Raw genomic sequence first — 18,143 nt, forward strand, 5'->3', positions numbered from 1 at the left:
TCCTTCCGTGATGCCAATCGAATGGCGAGCCATCTCTAACAGCTTTTGCACTTTCGGTTTCTGTGGGCATTTTAGCGCCTCGCTTTGCCGATAACGCTCCATGAGCCCCTCTATCGTCTGACTTGCGATGTCCATCGGAAATGGCGTTTTTTCTAACACCACCAATGCCATTTTGCCAAACGACGGAAACACCTGCACAAACTCAGGGAAGTACCGATCCAGCCAACGAATCATTTGATTGTGGACGGCATTCCGTTCCTTGATTAATGACTCTCGAAACGTACTTCCTGCCCGCAATTCCGCCTCCACCTCATGGAGAATACGTGGATAGCTAAAACGTCCGTCTTTGACCAGTCTTGCGATGACTAGGGCGTCTTTGGCATCATGCTTCGTTGGCAAGTTGTCGTCGAGTTCTTTCGACCGTTTGACGTGCATCGGGTTAACCATCACCAACGGGATCCCTTTTTCCTCGAGGAAGTAGGCGAGGTTCAACCAGTAATGTCCGGTCGGTTCGATTCCGACGATCACTTCCGTTTTGCCAAACTCCCTCATCGCCTCTTGGATCAACGCATAGAACTGTTCAAATCCGAATCTCGACTGGAACACCGGAAACGACTTTTTCAGTACCCGACCTCGTGCGTCCACGATCGCTGCGTAATGTTTTTGCTTGGCAATATCCATTCCAATCACTAATGTTTGATCGGTGACTTGTTCAATTTTGCGATTTTGTGTACAATTCATAGTAAGTCCTCCTTGGTTGGATGATAGGTGTTTGTTGGTACCCCTGCATCATACCAAGAGGGCTTTTTTCTTTCAAGTCCCCCAAAACCTTTCTAACAGGAATGCTTTCTTTTTGAATCTGTTCCAATGCTTTAAACGGAGACTCTTTTTTTCGATAAAGACGCTCTGATACCATCGCTTGATATACATCAGCCACCGCCACGATTTTACTATATGGATGAATTTGTTTATCAGTAATTCCGAATGGGTAGCCGCTTCCGTCATTCCGTTCGTGGTGCTGCAATACCGCTAATTTTACTCCTTCTTGTATAAAAGGGGTTTTTTGCACCATTTTATATCCAAAAACAGAATGTTGCTTTACTTCTCTATACTCTTCTGACGTCAAAGCAGACTTTTTCATTAAAATTTTTTCATCAATTTTCGCCATCCCACAATTACTCAAAAAACCAGCTAGCGCAATTTGGTAATAATCACCTTGGCTATAATTTAAACATTTTGCTAAAAATCCTGATAATAGCCCGACGCTTACCGCATGATGATATAAATAATCTTCTTTAGTTGTATAACGATATAGCGTAAGCAACTCACTCCGTTTATCAATGAAACGGTCTAACAATGGTAAGATGATTGCTCGAATTTCGTTAATATCAATTGCCATCCCTGAATGCCATGATTGAAATACTTTTTTATACCGCTGTACTGCTTTTAAATACAGGGTGATTAACTCTTCCTCTTCTTCAGCGGTTCCGCTAGGCGAGATTTGTGGAATTACTTCTGCTGGTTTAAACGGCTGGCCATTCGCTAAAACAGATTCCACGTAAACATCTTCTATCAAAAATTTTTCCAGCACATGAAGCAACGTCGGTGTTAATACGGTATTTTTAGGAATAATCGGTTTATGTGTTTTTCCGATGACATCCTCCGCCAAAATACATCCTTCTTGCAGTTGCTTAATTTTTACTCGAAACATATTCCTCCCCCAGTTTCCCCCGCTTTTCCTCTCTTCTTCCTCAATGGAAGTCAGCTTTTTAGAATGATAAACTGACGAAGGGAGCGTCTAAGACTTTTCTTCGTCAGCTGAAAGCGTATATTTTTTTCAGTGAAATGGGATTATCCTTCGTCACTGCTTTCTAGCTCTTTTTCTTCTTCGCGTGAAACTTTCGCAACCGTTGCAACGTATTCATGGTCGCCAGATAAACGAATAAGTTTGACGCCCTTTGTATTTCTCCCCATTCGCGAAATATCGCTTACAGCGATACGAATTAAAATCCCATTCGTTGTCATTAACATTAAATCTTCTTCATCTGTCACTGTTTTCACTGCAACAACTGTTCCGTTTTTCTCGGTAATGTTGCACGTCTTTAATCCTTTTCCACCCCGCGTCTGAACGCGATATTCTGACGCTTTTGTCCGTTTTCCGTATCCATTTTTCGTGACAACGAGCACATCGTCTTCTTCTTCTAAAATTTCCATTCCGACGACTTCATCATCGCCTTCTAACGTAATTGCTTTTACCCCTGTCGCACTTCTTCCCATCGTTCGCACATCGGTTTCTGGAAAACGAATGAGCATGCCATGTTTCGTCCCGACAATAATATGTTTGTAGCCATCGGTCAATTTCACAGAAATTAACTCGTCTCCTTCGCGAAGACAAATAGCGATTAGCCCATTATTACGAATGTTAGCAAACGAAGAGAGCGGGGATCGTTTCGCAATCCCTTGCTTTGTGGTAAAGAACAAGAACGAATTATCATCAAACTCATCGATTGTAATAATCGTATTAATCCACTCGTCCTTATCGATTTCTAACAAATTAACAATAGGAATTCCTTTCGCCGTTCGACCGAACTCAGGGATTTCATATCCTTTTGCCCGATACACCTTTCCTTTATTTGTAAAAAACAAAATAGTATGGTGTGTTGATGTAATGAGAAGATGTTCAACAAAATCATCCTCGCTCGTATTCATGCCTTGAACTCCTCTTCCGCCACGCTTTTGACTCCGATACGTGGAAAGCGGAATCCGCTTAATGTATCCTTTATGTGTCAATGTCACGACGATTTGTTCACAAGGGATTAAATCTTCATCTGCAAACTCTTCAACCCCACCGCTTATAATTTCCGTTCTTCGTTCATCGTTAAATCGTTCTTTTATTTCTGTTAATTCGGTTCGAATAATTTGCAACACTTTTTCTTCGTCTGCTAAAATCGAACGCAATTCCGCGATAAGTCGAACAAGTTCCTGGTATTCTTGTTCGATTTTTTCTCGCTCTAACCCAGTCAATCTTTGCAAACGCATATCTAAAATCGCTTGCGCCTGTCTTTCCGTTAACGAAAATTTTTGCATTAACCCTTCTTTCGCCATTTCTGTTGTTTGTGAATGACGAATTAAGTGAATGACTTTATCTAAATGGTCAAGCGCAATGCGAAGCCCTTCTAAAATATGCGCTCTTGCTTCTGCTTTTTTCAGTTCATACGCTGTACGACGACGAATAACGATTTTTTGATGGTCTAAATAGTGAGTTAAGCATTCTTTTAAATTTAGTACTTTCGGTTGTCCGTCGACAAGCGCCAACATATTAATGCCAAAGCTCGTTTGTAACGCTGTTTGTTTATATAAATTGTTTAAAATCACTTTCGCATTGGCATCTCTACGAATTTCCATGACCACTCGCATACCATTTCGGTCTGATTCATCCCGCAAATCAGTAATACCATCAATTTTTTTCTCGCGGACAAGTTCGGCAATTCGTTCAATCAATTTTGCCTTGTTCACTTGATAAGGAAGTTCGTGAACGATAATGCTTTCCTTGCCGTTTTCTTTTTGTTCAATTTCCACTTTTGCCCGCAACGTAATTGAACCACGACCTGTTTCATACGCTTTACGAATGCCGCTACGACCAATGATTTGTCCGCCGGTTGGAAAATCTGGTCCAGGGATAAATTCCATCAATTCAGCAATCGTCATTTCCGGATCTTGACTTAATGCTAAAAGTGCATCTACTATCTCACCGAGCTGATGCGGGGGGATGTTTGTCGCCATCCCAACTGCAATCCCCGATGAGCCGTTGACAAGTAAATTTGGAAAACGTGAAGGCAAAACAACTGGCTCTTTTTCCGAACCATCGTAGTTATCTTGATAATCAATCGTATCTTTCGTAATATCGCGCAATAGTTCCATCGAGATTTTCGACATGCGCGCTTCCGTGTAACGCATAGCTGCCGCTGCATCGCCATCAATCGAGCCGAAGTTTCCGTGCCCGTCCACTAACATATAACGATAGTTGAAATCTTGCGCCATCCGCACCATCGTGTCATAAACAGCTGCATCACCATGTGGATGGTATTTCCCGATAACTTCCCCAACGATGCGCGCTGATTTTTTATAAGGCTTGTCCGCTGTCATTCCTAAATCGTGCATTGCGTATAAAATGCGGCGGTGAACCGGCTTCAACCCATCTCGAACATCAGGCAGCGCCCGTGACACAATAACGCTCATTGCATAATCAAGAAAAGACGAGCGCATTTCTTGGCTAATATTCACTTCGCGAATTCGTGAATTTTGGTTTTCTGACATTTTTTCAAAACCTCCCTTTTAAACTCATTTTTATCTGGGGGAGGGTGATAAGCGACACTCTCCGTACAACTTTAAATATCTAGATTTTTTACATATCGAGCGTTTTCTTCAATGAACTGTCTGCGCGGCTCTACTTTATCGCCCATTAAAATTTCAAACGTTTCATCCGCTTCAATCGCATCTTGTAGGCTTACTTGAAGCAATGTCCGCGTTTCTGGATTCATCGTTGTTTCCCACAATTGTTCCGGGTTCATTTCTCCAAGACCTTTATAGCGTTGAATACCCGGCTTTGGGTTCTCTGGAAGTTGCATCAAAATTTTTTCAAGTTGTCGGTCGTTATAAGCATATTCGATCCGCTTTCCTTGTTGGATTTTATAAAGCGGTGGTTGAGCAATATATACGTAGCCATGCTCAATCAACTCCCGCATATAGCGATAAAAAAAGGTGAGTAACAATGTGCGGATATGAGCACCATCTACATCCGCATCGGTCATAATAATGACTTTATGATACCGTGCTTTCGTAATATCAAAATCTTCCCCGATTCCTGTCCCTAGCGCAGTAATAATCGCTCGCACTTCGTTGTTTGATAAAATTTTATCTAACCTTGCTTTTTCGACGTTAATAATTTTTCCACGCAATGGCAAAATAGCTTGGAAGTGCCGGTCACGTCCTTGTTTTGCAGAACCGCCCGCTGAATCCCCCTCCACAACGTACAATTCGCTAATGGATGGATCTTTCGATGAGCAGTCTGCTAATTTTCCAGGCAAGTTAGAAATTTCTAGTGCGCTTTTTCGGCGTGTTAATTCACGCGCTTTCTTTGCAGCTACACGTGCACGGGCAGCCATCATTCCTTTTTCTACAATTTTCCGAGCAACGGCTGGATTTTCTAATAAAAACGTTTCAAACTGCTCAGAAAAAATAGCATCTGTTGCTGTTCTTGCATCGCTATTGCCAAGCTTTGTTTTTGTTTGTCCTTCGAATTGTGGGGACGGGTGCTTTACAGAAACAATTGCTGTCAACCCTTCGCGGACATCTTCACCAGTTAAGTTCGCGTCATTGTCTTTGAAAATATGATGCTTGCGCGCATAATCGTTAATGATACGTGTCAGCGCTGTTTTAAACCCAGCCTCATGCGTTCCGCCTTCGTGCGTATGAATGTTATTTGCAAATGAGTAAATATTGCTAGTGTAACTATCGTTATACTGGAGGGCAATTTCTACATAAATCCCGTCTCGTTCCCCAAAAATATACACCGGTTCTTCATGAAGCACTTCGCGCGTCCGGTTTAAATGTTGGACATACGATTTAATTCCACCTTCATAATAGTATTCGTTGCGCCGCTTTTCTCCGCGCTTATCTTCAAGAATAATACGGATACCGCGATTTAAAAAAGCTAATTCGCGCAACCGGTTCGCAAGTGTATCGTAATCGTACTCGGTCGTTTCCGTGAAAATTTCTGGGTCTGGTTTAAAGTGGGTGGTTGTTCCCGTCCGATCGGTTTCGCCAATTACTTGTAAATCAGCACACGGAACACCACGCTCATATTTTTGGTAGTGAATTTTCCCTTCTCGGTAAACAAAAACTTCCAATTCTTGTGACAGTGCGTTGACGACAGAGGCACCAACACCGTGAAGCCCTCCAGATACTTTATATCCACCGCCGCCAAACTTCCCACCAGCATGTAGCACAGTCATAATGACCTCTACCGCTGGTCGACCCATTTGCTCTTGAATACCGACAGGGATACCACGTCCGTTATCTGCAACCGTAATGCTATTATCTTCTTCAATCGTTACATGAATTTCTGTACAGTATCCGGCCAATGCCTCGTCAATGCTGTTGTCCACGATTTCCCATACTAAATGATGGAGTCCTTTCGAGCCGGTAGACCCAATATACATGCCAGGTCGTTTCCGAACTGCTTCAAGGCCTTCTAATACTTGGATTTGACTTTCATCATACATATGTTCGATTTTTTGTTCCATTGTCATGCTAATCACCTACGCTTTCCTTTGACGGTCAAAACTCATTGGGTTATTTGGCCAGAACACACGTGGTAAACAGCTGCTTCTTTTATGACGTCATGCTCAATCCCATCAATACTTGTCGTCGTAACGAATGTTTGGACTTTTTGTCGAATCGCATTCAATAAATGCGTTTGCCGAAAATCATCAAGTTCTGAAAGAACGTCGTCTAGTAAAAGAATTGGATAATCACCTGTTTCTTTGAAAATCAATTCGATTTCCGCTAATTTAACAGATAAAGCGGTTGTCCTTTGCTGGCCTTGCGAGCCGAACGTTTGTACATCTTTTCCGTTTACGTCGAACGATAAATCATCGCGGTGTGGACCAGCAAGCGTCAACCCCCGTTCAATTTCCTTCTCCTTTATTTTAACAAATTTTTCACTATACGCTTCTACTATTCTCGACAATTCTATCTTTTCTGATACGTCAACCGACGGATGATAACGAATAGAAAGGTTTTCTAGCCCACGGCTAATTTCGTGATGAATAGGCTCTGCCCATTTTTGCAACAGTCGCAAAAACTCATACCGTTTTAGCGTAATTTTCGCAGCCAATTCTACCAACTGTTCCGTTAATACAGAAAGCATCGTTTCGTCGCGCTGTTGCCTTGTTTGTAACGCTTTTAAATAGTGGTTCCGTTGCTGCAATATTTTTTGGTACAGGCTTAAATCATGCATGTAGACAGGGGAAATTTGTCCGATTTCCATGTCGATAAAACGTCGCCTTACTTGAGGTCCCCCTTTGACGAGATATAAGTCTTCTGGGGCAAACAAAACAACGGGAAGATGACCAATATATTGACTTAATTTTCGTTGTTCTATATGGTTTATTTTTGCTTTTTTCCCTTTTTTTGATACAACAAGCTGTAAAGAGAGAGGACCATTCCGTTTCATCGCTCTCCCTTCTATTTTAGCATATTCCGCCTCCCAACGAATCAATTCTTTATCATTTGCTGTTCGATGGGATTTGGCCATGGCTAACACGTAAATTGCTTCCATCAAATTAGTCTTTCCTTGCGCATTTTCTCCTAAAATAATGTTGACATGATTAGCAAATGTCACTTCTTGGCTGTTGTAGTTCCGATAATTTTTTAGCGATAAATGTGTCAAGAGCAAAGATTCTTCACCTACTCTATCCCTTTTACGACAAAAGTACCAAATTCACGCACATCAACAACGTCTCCATTTGTTAACTTGCGACCACGGCGCGTCTCTCGTTCACCGTTTACATATACTTCTTTCGTCTGTAAAAACCATTTGGCCATTCCACCTGTATCAATCACGTTCGCCAGTTTTAAAAACTGACCAAGAGTAATGGTTTCCGTTGAAATTTGGATTTGTTTCATGCATTCACCGCTCACTTTCGTTAAAAACTGTCCATTACTTCATTTTACTAAAAAATTTGCCAATAGAAAAGAAAGCCGCTAGAAACTCTTTTTTCTAGCAGCTTAACTCATTAGTACGTTCTGACTGGCAAAATCAGCTGAAGCATGGTATCTGTATGAAGCGGACGAAGGATAAATGGACGCATTGCTCCAGTGAAGCTAATTTTAATTTCTGTTCCTTCCAATGCTTTTAAGGCATCCATCATGTATTTCGCGCTAAAAGAAATTTTTAGTTCTTCCCCCTCGATTGCTTCGCATTGAATCTCTTCTGTCACTTTGCCAATCTCTGGAGAAATGGATGAAACTTCAATCTTGTTGTCGGATAACGTGGCTAATTTGACAACATTGTTTCTTCCTTCTCGCGCTAGTAAAGAAGCCCGGTCAATCGCTTGGAAAAACTCTTTTGCATTAATAATAACATCCGTTTGGCTATCTGTTGGGATTAAACGGGACGTATCTGGATAGTTTCCATCAAGAAGTCGGGAGAAAAATAACAAATGTTTTGTTTTGAAGAGTACTTGATTTTCTGTCATCACAATTTCAACCGCTTCGTTCGTATCATCTAAAATTTTGCTTAATTCGTTTAAGCTTTTTCCAGGGATAACAACGTTGTAAGATAAATGATGGTCCATTTCGATTTTCGCTTTTCGTAAAGCAAGACGATGACTATCTGTTGCAATACAGATAAGTTCCCCATTTTCCACTCGCCAGTTGACACCTGTCAAGATCGGTCGTGTTTCCGACATCGACACAGCAAAAACCGTTTGCCGGATGATTGTTTTCAATAAATCTGTTGGCAATTGGAAAACATGCTCTTCTTGAATTTGCGGAAGACGCGGATATTCTTCTGCATCTAAACCATTTAGGTTAAATTCAGTTTTGCCAGAGCGAATAAGCACGACATTCGACGCTTGTACCTCAATTTCTACTGTATCTTGCGGAAGTTTTTTTACAATTTCCGCAAAAAAACGAGCAGGCAAGACGATACTTCCTGGATCTAGTACTTCTACAATCATTTTTCCGTCTTCTTCTGAGGGGATAAATGATTCAATCGAAATATCAGAGTCGCTTCCTGTCAATGTTACTCCTTGTTCCATTGCCACCATTTTAATACCTGACAAAATAGGAATTGTCGTTCGTGAAGAAATTGCTTTCATCACGTCTTGCACACTTTGAGCTAAGTGCTCCCGTTGAATGGTGAGTCGCACAAATATCTCCTCCTGAACGTAAAAGTAAGGTTATTTTTTTATATATAAAAAATAATAGTAATAGTAATAGGGCTTGTTAACATGTGGATAAGTAAAAAAAACAAAGGAAATACAGTCTATCCACATGTGGACAGACTGTGCGCAACCTTTTCTATTATTCACAAAAATAATTAATGTTTTAGCTTTTCTTGAATTTCTTTAATGTGTTTTTGTAATTGCACATCTGTTTGCAGTAATTTCGTAATTTTTTCATGCGCATGAATAACGGTCGTGTGATCTCGTCCCCCGAACTCCTCGCCGATTTTTGGTAGAGAGCAATCTGTCAGTTCGCGAGAAAGGTACATGGCGATTTGGCGCGGAAACGCTACTGATTTTGTTCGTTTTTTGGCTTTAAAGTCCTCCATCTTTAAACTAAAATGTTCTCCAACTACCCGCTGAATGTCTTGGATAGTAATCACTTTCGGTTTGGCGCTAGGAATAATATCTTTCAATGCTTCAGCCGCTAAATCGGCGTTAATTTCTTTATTGATCAAGGATGAATACGCGACAACGCGAATAAGAGCTCCTTCTAATTCACGAATGTTAGAGTCAATTTGATTTGCGATGTAAAGCATCACTTCATTAGGGATGTCGAATCCTTCTGCTTTCGCTTTTTTGCGCAAAATGGCGATTCGTGTTTCTAAATCAGGGGGAGTAATGTCAGTGATTAGTCCCCACTCAAACCGTGAACGAAGGCGGTCTTCGAGAGTTGGAATTTCTTTTGGCGGACGGTCGCTTGAAATCACAATTTGCTTGCTTTCTTCATGTAGTGTATTAAACGTATGGAAAAATTCTTCTTGTGTCTGTTCTTTTCCCGCTAAAAACTGAATATCATCAATTAGTAGAACGTCCACGTTTCGATATTTATTGCGAAAATCGTCGGCTTTATTGTCACGGATGGCATTAATAAACTCGTTTGTAAACTTTTCAGAAGATAAATAGACGACTTTCGCGGATGGATTATGCTCGATCACATAATGACCAATCGCATGCATTAAATGTGTCTTTCCTAGTCCAACCCCGCCGTAAATAAAAAGTGGATTATACGCTTTCGCTGGCGCTTCAGCCACAGCTAAGGAAGCTGCATGAGCAAAACGGTTTCCTGAACCGATGACGAACGTATCAAACGTATATTTCGGATTGAGCATGCTTTGTGGGAAGTCAGTTTGCTCTTCTTCGAGTTTTCGTTGCTTTTTTGTTGTCGGTTTGAGATCTAATTCTTCCTCCGGATTATGCGGGATAATAAATTTAATTGTTAGCTCTTCGCCGGTAATGTCATAGATTGTTTCGCCTATTAAATGCGCGTAGCGGGAATCTAACCAATCTCTAGCAAATTCATTAGGGGCTACGATTACGAGTGTGTCACCTTTCAATGAGTGAGCTTTTGTTGATTTTAACCATGTTTCGAAGCTAGGTTTGCTAATCTTTTTTTCAATTTCCGCAAGCGCCTTATTCCATAAATCATCGATATTTTCCACCCGTTGGCCCTCCTTTTCTTCAAAGGCTGTTCAACTTTTGTACAACCTTAAAAACTGCCTGCATATATACTTATAAAAATGCGTATGTGGAAAAATAGTATAATAAGGAAAGAAAGCGGCATTTCGACAAAATTCACAAGGTGTGAATATTTTTTTCTACACTTCTGAATAAAGTGTCCACACGTTATTCACATTCTGTGGATAATAAAGTTATCCAGATAAACAATCCAGAGTGAAAACAAGAATATAATATCAAATAACATGAGGAGTTGCAATGATTTAAAAAAAATATCCACAATGCCCATATATTGTGGAAAAAACGTTATCCACACCACAAGACATTGTGAAAAAGATGTCGATAAATGTAGGGGATGAAAGAAAAAGGGAGATAAATTTATCCACAGCGAAAAAACGATAAAAGAGCCACCTGGGACAGTTGACATTTTGCCGCATTGTTCACTATAATTAGAAAGACTGCCTGTAACAGTTATTCCTCAGGGAGGTGTCATAATAAATGAAACGTACGTACCAACCAAACAAGCGTAAACGTAGCAAAGTTCACGGCTTCCGCGCGCGCATGAGCACTAAAAACGGACGTAAAGTTCTTGCACGTCGTCGCCGCAAAGGAAGAAAAGTATTATCCGCATAAGGCCACTGAACCGTCAGTGGTCTTTTTTCTAAATATCACGAGTGTTGATTATCCATCTAAATATAAACTAATGGAGTGTTTGTCCTTGGGATGAAAAAAAAATACCGAATCAAAAAAAATGAGGAATTCCAACAAGTGTTTCAAAAAGGAAAATCGATGGCGAACCGGCAGTTTGTCGTTTATGTATTAGATCGTTCCGAGCAACCTTTCTTCCGCCTCGGTTTATCGGTGAGCAAGAAGATTGGAAAAGCAGTCGTAAGAAACCAGGTGAAACGTTATATTCGCCAAGTTTTTTTAGAACTTCGTGAGCAAATAGTACCAGGGAAAGACTATGTGGTGATTGCCAGAACACCGACGGCGGAAATGAATTATGCCGAGGTGAAAAAAAGTTTAATCCACGTGTTAAAAAAAGCAGGGGTCCTAGTCAACCAACCATTTCAACGATGATGAATGATAATATATACGCGGAAAAGTGAGGAGGAAAATGAAGGTGAAGAGGCGAATTTGGTTCATAGTCACACTAATTTTACTTGTGGCTTTCGTTTCAGGATGTTCGCAAATTAATCAGCCTATCACGCCGGAAAGCAAAGGATTTTGGAACGAATATATCGTTTATCCGCTTTCATGGTTGATTAAGTATGTAGCTAAGTCATTCGGAGGAAATTACGGACTGGCCATTATTATTGTAACAATCATCATTCGCTTAGCGATTTTACCATTAATGATCCAGCAAACAAGAAACTCGAAAGCGATGCAGGCGTTGCAGCCGGAGCTGCAAAAACTGAAAGAAAAATATAGCTCAAAAGATATGCAAACGCAGCAAAAGTTGCAACAAGAAACGATGCTGCTGTTCCAAAAACACGGTGTGAACCCGCTGGCTGGTTGTTTCCCTTTGCTTATTCAAACGCCGATATTAATTGGTTTTTATCATGCGATTATGCGGACACGAGAAATCGCTGACCACTCGTTCTTATGGTTTGATTTAGGCGCAAAAGACCCGTACTATATTTTGCCGGTTGTTGCTGGTGTCGCTACATTTATCCAACAGAAAATTATGATGGCGGGGATGGAACAACAAAATCCGCAAATGGCGATGATGCTTTGGATGATGCCAATTATGATTATTGTGTTCGGGATCAGCTTCCCAGCAGCGTTGTCGCTTTATTGGGTAGTAGGAAACATTTTCTCCATTGTGCAAACGTATTTCATCAAAGGTCCTGATTTAAAATCTATTCATTCAGGGGGACAGAAAAAGTGAAAGAAGTAACCGCGACCGCTTCCACTGTTGATGAAGCTATTCAGCTTGCATTAAGTCAATTAGGAGTTTCAAAAGATCGCGTGGAAATTAGTGTGTTGGACGAAGGGAAAAAAGGGTTGTTCGGGATTTTTGGTAATAAGCCAGCGGTGGTAAAAGCAACGGTGTTACCGCATCCTGTCGAGGAGGCCGAAGCCTTTTTAAAAAAGGTCATTGAACAAATGGGAATTTCCGCTCATATTGAAACGACAGAAAATGAAAAAGATGTTCAATTTATGATTGTTGGGGAACAAGTAGCGCGTGTCATTGGAAAGCACGGGCAAACGTTAAACTCGTTACAACTATTGACGCAGCTTGTGGCTAATCGGTATGCGAAAGGGTATATCCATATTACTGTTGATGCGGAAAATTATCGGGTAAGACGCCAAGAAGTATTGATGCAGCTTGCGAAAAAGTTAGCGGAAAAAGCGCTCAAAACAGGAAAAGAAGTCAAATTAGAACCGCTCCCTGCATATGAACGAAAAGTGATTCACGCGACATTAGCGACAAATGGAAAGGTGAAAACGTACTCTGTCGGAACGGAACCGCACCGCTATATCATTATCGCTCCCGTACGAACGAATCGACAGTACTAACGCGGGCGAAGAGGCTATCTCACCAGTTGAGACGGCCTCTTTTTTCTGTTGCTTATCCAGTGGGAAACTTGTTGTTATTCACATGTGGATAAGTTAAAATGGATAATGATTACTTTCTTATTGGATGTGGATAGAAAATGTTTTTGTTTACAATAGATAACACCCTTTAAAGTGAGGTGAAACTAAGATGGAGTTTGATACGATTGCAGCCATTTCCACTCCGATGGGGGAAGGAGCGATTGCGATTGTTCGCTTAAGCGGAAAGGAAGCAATTTCAATTGCCGATCGCATTTTTCGGGGAGTGGGTGGGAAACGATTAAAAGATGTCCCTTCCCATACGATTCATTATGGCCACATCATTGACCCAACGAACGATCAGACGATAGAGGAAGTAATGGTGTCGGTCATGAAAGCGCCAAAAACATTTACGCGGGAAGATGTCGTTGAAATTAACTGCCACGGTGGCTTAGTGTCAGTCAACCAAGTGTTGCAGCTTGTATTGACGCATGGTGCGCGCTTAGCAGAACCTGGAGAGTTTACGAAGCGGGCATTTTTAAATGGACGGATTGACTTATCGCAAGCGGAAGCAGTCATTGACTTAATCCGCGCCAAAACCGATCGTGCAATGCACGTTGCGCTTAGCCAAATGGAAGGGCGACTATCAAAGATGATTCGCCATTTGCGGCAAACGATTTTAGAAACTCTTGCCCATGTGGAAGTAAACATTGATTATCCAGAATACGATGATGTCGAAGAAATGACGCATCAGTTGCTTCTAGAAAAGGCAACATACGTCCGTGAGCAAATCGAGCGATTATTGCAAACTGCTCAACAAGGGAAAATATTGCGAGAAGGGTTGGCTACAGCCATTATTGGTCGACCGAACGTTGGAAAATCATCACTGTTAAATAACCTTGTTCATGAAAATAAAGCAATCGTTACGGACATTCCTGGAACGACAAGAGATGTGATTGAAGAATATGTTAACGTTCGTGGTGTCCCTTTAAAACTAATCGATACGGCGGGCATTCGTGAAACGGAGGATATTGTTGAACGGATTGGTGTCGAGCGTTCAAAGCAAGTGGTAAAGGCGGCCGATTTAATTTTATTAGTACTGAACTATAATGAACCGTTAACTGAAGAGGACGAGCAACTTTTTGCGACTGTTGAAGGAAAAGAAACTATCGTTATCGTCAACAAAACGGATTTGCCGCAAAAAATTGAAATGGAACGTGTTCAGGGGCTTGCGGCAGGTCGTCCGGTTATTACGACATCGTTGCTGGAAGAAAAGGGAATAGATGAATTAGAAGAGGCGATTGCGCGGTTATTTTTTACTAGAGGAGTCGAAGCAGGCGATTTAACATATGTGTCAAATTCGCGGCATATCGCTCTCCTTCACCAAGCCAAGCAAGCAATCGAAGAAGCAATCACCGCGATTGAAGCTTTTGTGCCGATTGATATCGTGCAGATTGACTTAACACGAGCGTGGGAACTGCTTGGTGAAATTATTGGTGATACCGTTCATGAAAGCTTAATTGATCAGCTCTTTTCGCAATTTTGTTTAGGAAAATAAAAGGAGGCTAGATTATGGAATACCATGGTGGTACGTATGACGTTATCGTAGTCGGTGCGGGCCATGCGGGGTGTGAAGCAGGATTAGCTGCGGCGCGCATCGGAGCCAAAACGCTAATGATTACGTTAAATCTTGATATGGTTGCATTTATGCCATGCAACCCGTCCATCGGCGGTCCAGCGAAAGGGATTGTTGTCCGCGAAATTGACGCATTGGGCGGGGAAATGGCAAAAAATATTGATAAAACATATATTCAAATGCGTATGTTGAACACTGGCAAAGGTCCAGCTGTTCGTGCATTGCGGGCGCAAGCTGACAAGTTTTTGTATCAACATGAAATGAAAAAGACGCTAGAAAATGAAGAAAACTTAACGCTACTGCAAGGGAAAGTGGAACGGTTAATTGTCGAGGACGGGGTATGTAAAGGAGTAATCACCCATACGGGAGCGCATTATTACGCGAAAGCTGTCGTCATTACGACAGGGACGTTTTTGCGTGGGGAAATTATTATTGGCGATATTAAATATTCAAGTGGACCGAATAATCAGCAACCATCCATTAAGCTATCAGAGCATTTAGAAGAACTAGGGTTTGAACTCGTTCGCTTTAAAACAGGAACTCCTCCGCGAGTCAATAGTCGTTCCATCGATTATAGCAAAACGGAAATTCAACCAGGAGATGAGGTGCCGCGCGCGTTTTCTTATGAAACAACGGAGTATATTACAGACCAACTCCCGTGTTGGTTGACATACACTACGGAGGCAACTCATCGAATGATTGATGAAAACTTGCATTTGTCGCCGATGTATTCAGGCATGATTAAAGGGACAGGACCGCGCTATTGCCCATCAATTGAAGATAAAATTGTTCGCTTCCACGACAAGCCGCGCCACCAAATTTTCTTAGAACCAGAAGGTCGGAATACAGAAGAGGTGTACGTTCAAGGCTTATCGACGAGCTTGCCAGAGCATATTCAGCGGAAAATTTTAGCGACGATCCCAGGGCTTGAACAGGCACAATTAATGCGGGCAGGCTATGCGATTGAGTATGATGCGGTCGTGCCGACACAGCTATGGCCGACACTTGAAACAAAAGTTGTAAAACATTTATATACTGCAGGGCAAATTAACGGGACATCTGGTTACGAAGAAGCGGCAGGACAAGGATTGATTGCAGGGATTAACGCCGCAAGAAAAGCGCTCGGAAAAGAAGAGTTGATTTTAAGCCGCTCCGACGCATATATTGGCGTTCTAATTGATGACCTTGTTACGAAAGGAACGAACGAGCCATATCGCTTGTTGACGTCGCGTGCGGAATATCGTCTGTTGCTTCGTCACGATAATGCCGATTTGCGCTTGACAGACATTGGTTACAAAATTGGGCTTATTTCCGATGCCCGTTATGAAAAGTTTTTAGCGAAAAAAGCGGCGATTGAAAAAGAGAAGAAACGGTTGCAAACGTTTATTATTAAGCCGACGCCTCAAGTGCAGGAAGTTATTCGCCAAGCAGGGGGAAGCGAACTCAAAGACGGTATTCGCGCAGCAGACTTACTAAGAAGACCGGAAATGACATACGAACATATTCAGTTGCTGGCGCCAGCAGAGGAAGAGATTCCAGCTGATGTTATTGAACAAGTAGAAATTCAAATGAAGTACGAAGGATATATCGAAAAATCACTGCAACAAGTCGAACGGCTTAAAAAAATGGAAAACAAAAAAATCCCAGAGGATATTGATTATGATGCAATCACTGGGCTTGCGACAGAAGCGCGGCAAAAATTAAAACAAGTGCGACCCCTCTCGATTGCACAAGCGTCCCGTATCTCTGGCGTAAACCCAGCCGATATTTCGATTTTATTAGTTTATTTAGAACAAGGAAGAATCGCACGAGTGTCGAATGAATAAAAAGTGAAGGGATTGGCGTATGGATACAAAACAGTTTCAGACGTTGCTTGCGGAGAAGGGGATTTCCCTTTCTCCTTGGCAATTATCGCAATTCGAACGGTATTACGAGCTGTTAGTGGAATGGAACGAGAAAATGAACTTAACAGCAATTACGGACAAGCCAGGCGTCTATGTAAAACATTTTTTTGATTCCATTTCACCAGCGTTTTATTACGATTTTTCTAAGCCGTTGTCGCTTTGCGACGTCGGCGCAGGTGCTGGTTTCCCGAGTGTTCCGCTAAAAATTTGTTTTCCGCACATTCGGTTGTCCATTGTCGACTCGTTACAAAAGCGCATTACGTTTCTTCACGCCCTTGCTTCTGAATTGGAATTGGAGGGGGTAGCGTTCTATCATGACCGTGCGGAAACGTTTGGCAGAAAAGAAGGCATTCGTGAGTCATTTGACATCGTGACGGCTCGCGCTGTTGCTCGCATGTCTGTCTTAAGCGAACTTTGCCTTCCGCTCGTCAAAGTAAGCGGAACATTTATCGCGATGAAAGCAGCGGCAGCGGGCGAAGAATTAGCACAGGGGCAAACAGCTATTAAAGTATTAGGCGGGGAAATTGCGGCTGTTCATTCATTTACGCTACCGGTCGAAGAAAGCGAACGTACGATTATTGTGATTCAGAAAAAACGGAAAACACCAAGCAAATATCCGCGGAAACCAGGAGTGCCAAATAAACTTCCGATTGAGTAACCATTAGGGGAGAGCTTTTATAAGGTGGTGTGGGGAAATGAAACATCCTTTTTCACGCTTCTTCAGTTTTGGAGAAAAAGAACAGCAAGAGGAAATAGTTGAGAAAACGGACAACGAAGAAGTACGGAAAATTCCAGTTACGCAAATCGTCCCAAACCGTTTTCAGCCGCGGACGATTTTTGATGACGAAAAAATTGCCGAGCTTGCGCTGACGATTCGAACGCACGGCATTATTCAACCGATTGTCGTGCGGGAGTGCGACGATGGTAAGTTTGAAATTATTGCCGGTGAAAGACGATGGCGCGCGGTTCAGCAGCTTGGTTGGACAGAAATCCCTGCAATTATTAAAAACTTAAACGATAAAGAAACTGCTTCTGTTGCGCTTATTGAAAACTTGCAGCGTGAAGAGTTGACGCCGATTGAAGAGGCAATGGCGTATGCAAAACTGTTAGAGCTGCATCATTTAACACAAGAAGCACTAGCGCAGCGGCTCGGCAAAGGCCAGTCGACAATCGCTAATAAGCTTCGTTTATTGAAATTGCCGCAAGAAGTACAGGAAGCACTTTTGCAACGAACGATTACGGAGCGGCATGCGCGCGCGTTAATTGTTTTGAAAGATAAAGAAAAACAGCTAAAGTTATTAAAAGAAATCGTCGAAAAGCAACTCAACGTAAAGCAAACCGAAGACCGCGTGTTAAAAATGCTCGAAGCAAATCAAGCAAAACCAAAAACGAAGCGAAAATCATTCAGTAAAGATGTTCGAATCGCGGTGAATACGATTCGGCAATCGTTAGCCATGGTCGCGGATAGCGGGATGTCTATCGATTCAGAAGAAGAAGAATTTGACGACTACTATCAAATTACCATCCGCATTCCGAAAAAATAGGCATAAAAAACCTCATCATGAAGCAGGTGATGAGGTTTTTTATCGCATTTCC

At 41.9% G+C, this 18,143-nt stretch carries 16 protein-coding genes (1 of these 16 cut by a window edge); 8 read left to right on the forward strand and 8 right to left on the reverse strand.

Annotated features, from left to right (window positions below):
- From GFC30_RS00975 to dnaA, 8 genes are all read right to left on the reverse strand, one after another.
- A protein-coding gene (locus tag GFC30_RS00975) for an IS110 family RNA-guided transposase (RefSeq protein ID WP_066322282.1) crosses the window boundary here: on the reverse strand, nt 1-741 show its 5' portion. Its footprint begins 543 nt before the window's first position; only the first 741 of its 1,284 coding nucleotides appear in the window; it begins with the start codon at nt 739-741; the stop codon falls past the left edge of the window.
- On the reverse strand, nt 713-1,711 hold the full coding sequence (locus GFC30_RS00980) for an HD-GYP domain-containing protein (protein WP_084256132.1): 999 nt from the start codon (nt 1,709-1,711) through the stop codon (nt 713-715). The genes GFC30_RS00975 and GFC30_RS00980 overlap by 29 nt, the downstream gene beginning before the upstream one ends.
- A 140-nt stretch (nt 1,712-1,851) precedes the next feature.
- Nucleotides 1,852-4,317: a DNA gyrase subunit A gene (gene gyrA / locus GFC30_RS00985; RefSeq protein ID WP_066322284.1), complete on the reverse strand. Its 2,466-nt coding sequence runs from the start codon at nt 4,315-4,317 to the stop codon at nt 1,852-1,854.
- 71 nt (nt 4,318-4,388) lie between these two features.
- Entirely contained in the window at nt 4,389-6,311 is a 1,923-nt protein-coding gene (gyrB, locus tag GFC30_RS00990; RefSeq protein ID WP_066326991.1) for a DNA topoisomerase (ATP-hydrolyzing) subunit B, read from the reverse strand.
- Nucleotides 6,312-6,346: 35 nt separating this feature from the next.
- The gene (gene recF, locus GFC30_RS00995; RefSeq protein WP_066322286.1) at nt 6,347-7,459 is read right to left on the reverse strand and encodes a DNA replication/repair protein RecF; all 1,113 of its coding nucleotides are present in this window, start codon (nt 7,457-7,459) and stop codon (nt 6,347-6,349) included.
- Nucleotides 7,460-7,470: 11 nt separating this feature from the next.
- Nucleotides 7,471-7,689 (reverse strand): S4 domain-containing protein YaaA, encoded by a 219-nt coding sequence (gene yaaA, locus GFC30_RS01000; RefSeq protein ID WP_066322288.1) that lies wholly within the window; start codon nt 7,687-7,689, stop codon nt 7,471-7,473.
- 110 nt (nt 7,690-7,799) lie between these two features.
- Complete coding sequence (gene dnaN, locus GFC30_RS01005; protein WP_066322291.1) at nt 7,800-8,936, reverse strand: DNA polymerase III subunit beta; 1,137 nt, start codon at nt 8,934-8,936, stop codon at nt 7,800-7,802.
- A gap of 170 nt (nt 8,937-9,106) precedes the next feature.
- A complete protein-coding gene (gene dnaA / locus GFC30_RS01010) occupies nt 9,107-10,453 on the reverse strand; it encodes a chromosomal replication initiator protein DnaA (protein ID WP_066322294.1) in 1,347 nt (448 codons plus the stop codon).
- A gap of 514 nt (nt 10,454-10,967) precedes the next feature.
- On the opposite strand from dnaA, the gene rpmH reads away from it, so the two are divergent.
- The 8 genes from rpmH (at nt 10,968) to noc (ending at nt 18,091) form a co-directional block, all read left to right on the forward strand.
- Nucleotides 10,968-11,102 (forward strand): 50S ribosomal protein L34, encoded by a 135-nt coding sequence (gene rpmH, locus GFC30_RS01015; RefSeq protein ID WP_003397591.1) that lies wholly within the window; start codon nt 10,968-10,970, stop codon nt 11,100-11,102.
- Nucleotides 11,103-11,192: 90 nt separating this feature from the next.
- Nucleotides 11,193-11,549 (forward strand): ribonuclease P protein component, encoded by a 357-nt coding sequence (rnpA, locus tag GFC30_RS01020; RefSeq protein WP_066322298.1) that lies wholly within the window; start codon nt 11,193-11,195, stop codon nt 11,547-11,549.
- A 43-nt stretch (nt 11,550-11,592) separates the two neighbouring features.
- Nucleotides 11,593-12,360: a YidC family membrane integrase SpoIIIJ gene (gene spoIIIJ / locus GFC30_RS01025; RefSeq protein WP_066326992.1), complete on the forward strand. Its 768-nt coding sequence runs from the start codon at nt 11,593-11,595 to the stop codon at nt 12,358-12,360.
- Nucleotides 12,357-12,992 (forward strand): RNA-binding cell elongation regulator Jag/EloR, encoded by a 636-nt coding sequence (gene jag, locus GFC30_RS01030; RefSeq protein ID WP_066322299.1) that lies wholly within the window; start codon nt 12,357-12,359, stop codon nt 12,990-12,992. Before spoIIIJ ends, jag begins: the two co-directional genes overlap by 4 nt.
- A gap of 187 nt (nt 12,993-13,179) precedes the next feature.
- The gene (mnmE, locus tag GFC30_RS01035) at nt 13,180-14,565 is read left to right on the forward strand and encodes a tRNA uridine-5-carboxymethylaminomethyl(34) synthesis GTPase MnmE (protein ID WP_066322301.1); all 1,386 of its coding nucleotides are present in this window, start codon (nt 13,180-13,182) and stop codon (nt 14,563-14,565) included.
- Nucleotides 14,566-14,579: 14 nt separating this feature from the next.
- Complete coding sequence (gene mnmG, locus GFC30_RS01040) at nt 14,580-16,469, forward strand: tRNA uridine-5-carboxymethylaminomethyl(34) synthesis enzyme MnmG (RefSeq protein WP_066322303.1); 1,890 nt, start codon at nt 14,580-14,582, stop codon at nt 16,467-16,469.
- Nucleotides 16,470-16,488: 19 nt separating this feature from the next.
- Nucleotides 16,489-17,205: a 16S rRNA (guanine(527)-N(7))-methyltransferase RsmG gene (rsmG, locus tag GFC30_RS01045; protein ID WP_066322306.1), complete on the forward strand. Its 717-nt coding sequence runs from the start codon at nt 16,489-16,491 to the stop codon at nt 17,203-17,205.
- 37 nt (nt 17,206-17,242) lie between these two features.
- On the forward strand, nt 17,243-18,091 hold the full coding sequence (gene noc / locus GFC30_RS01050) for a nucleoid occlusion protein (protein WP_066322309.1): 849 nt from the start codon (nt 17,243-17,245) through the stop codon (nt 18,089-18,091).
- Nucleotides 18,092-18,143: the final 52 nt, after the last annotated feature.

This window comes from Anoxybacillus amylolyticus, from assembly GCF_001634285.1.
GTDB classification, from domain to species: Bacteria; Bacillota; Bacilli; order Bacillales; family Anoxybacillaceae; genus Anoxybacteroides; species Anoxybacteroides amylolyticum.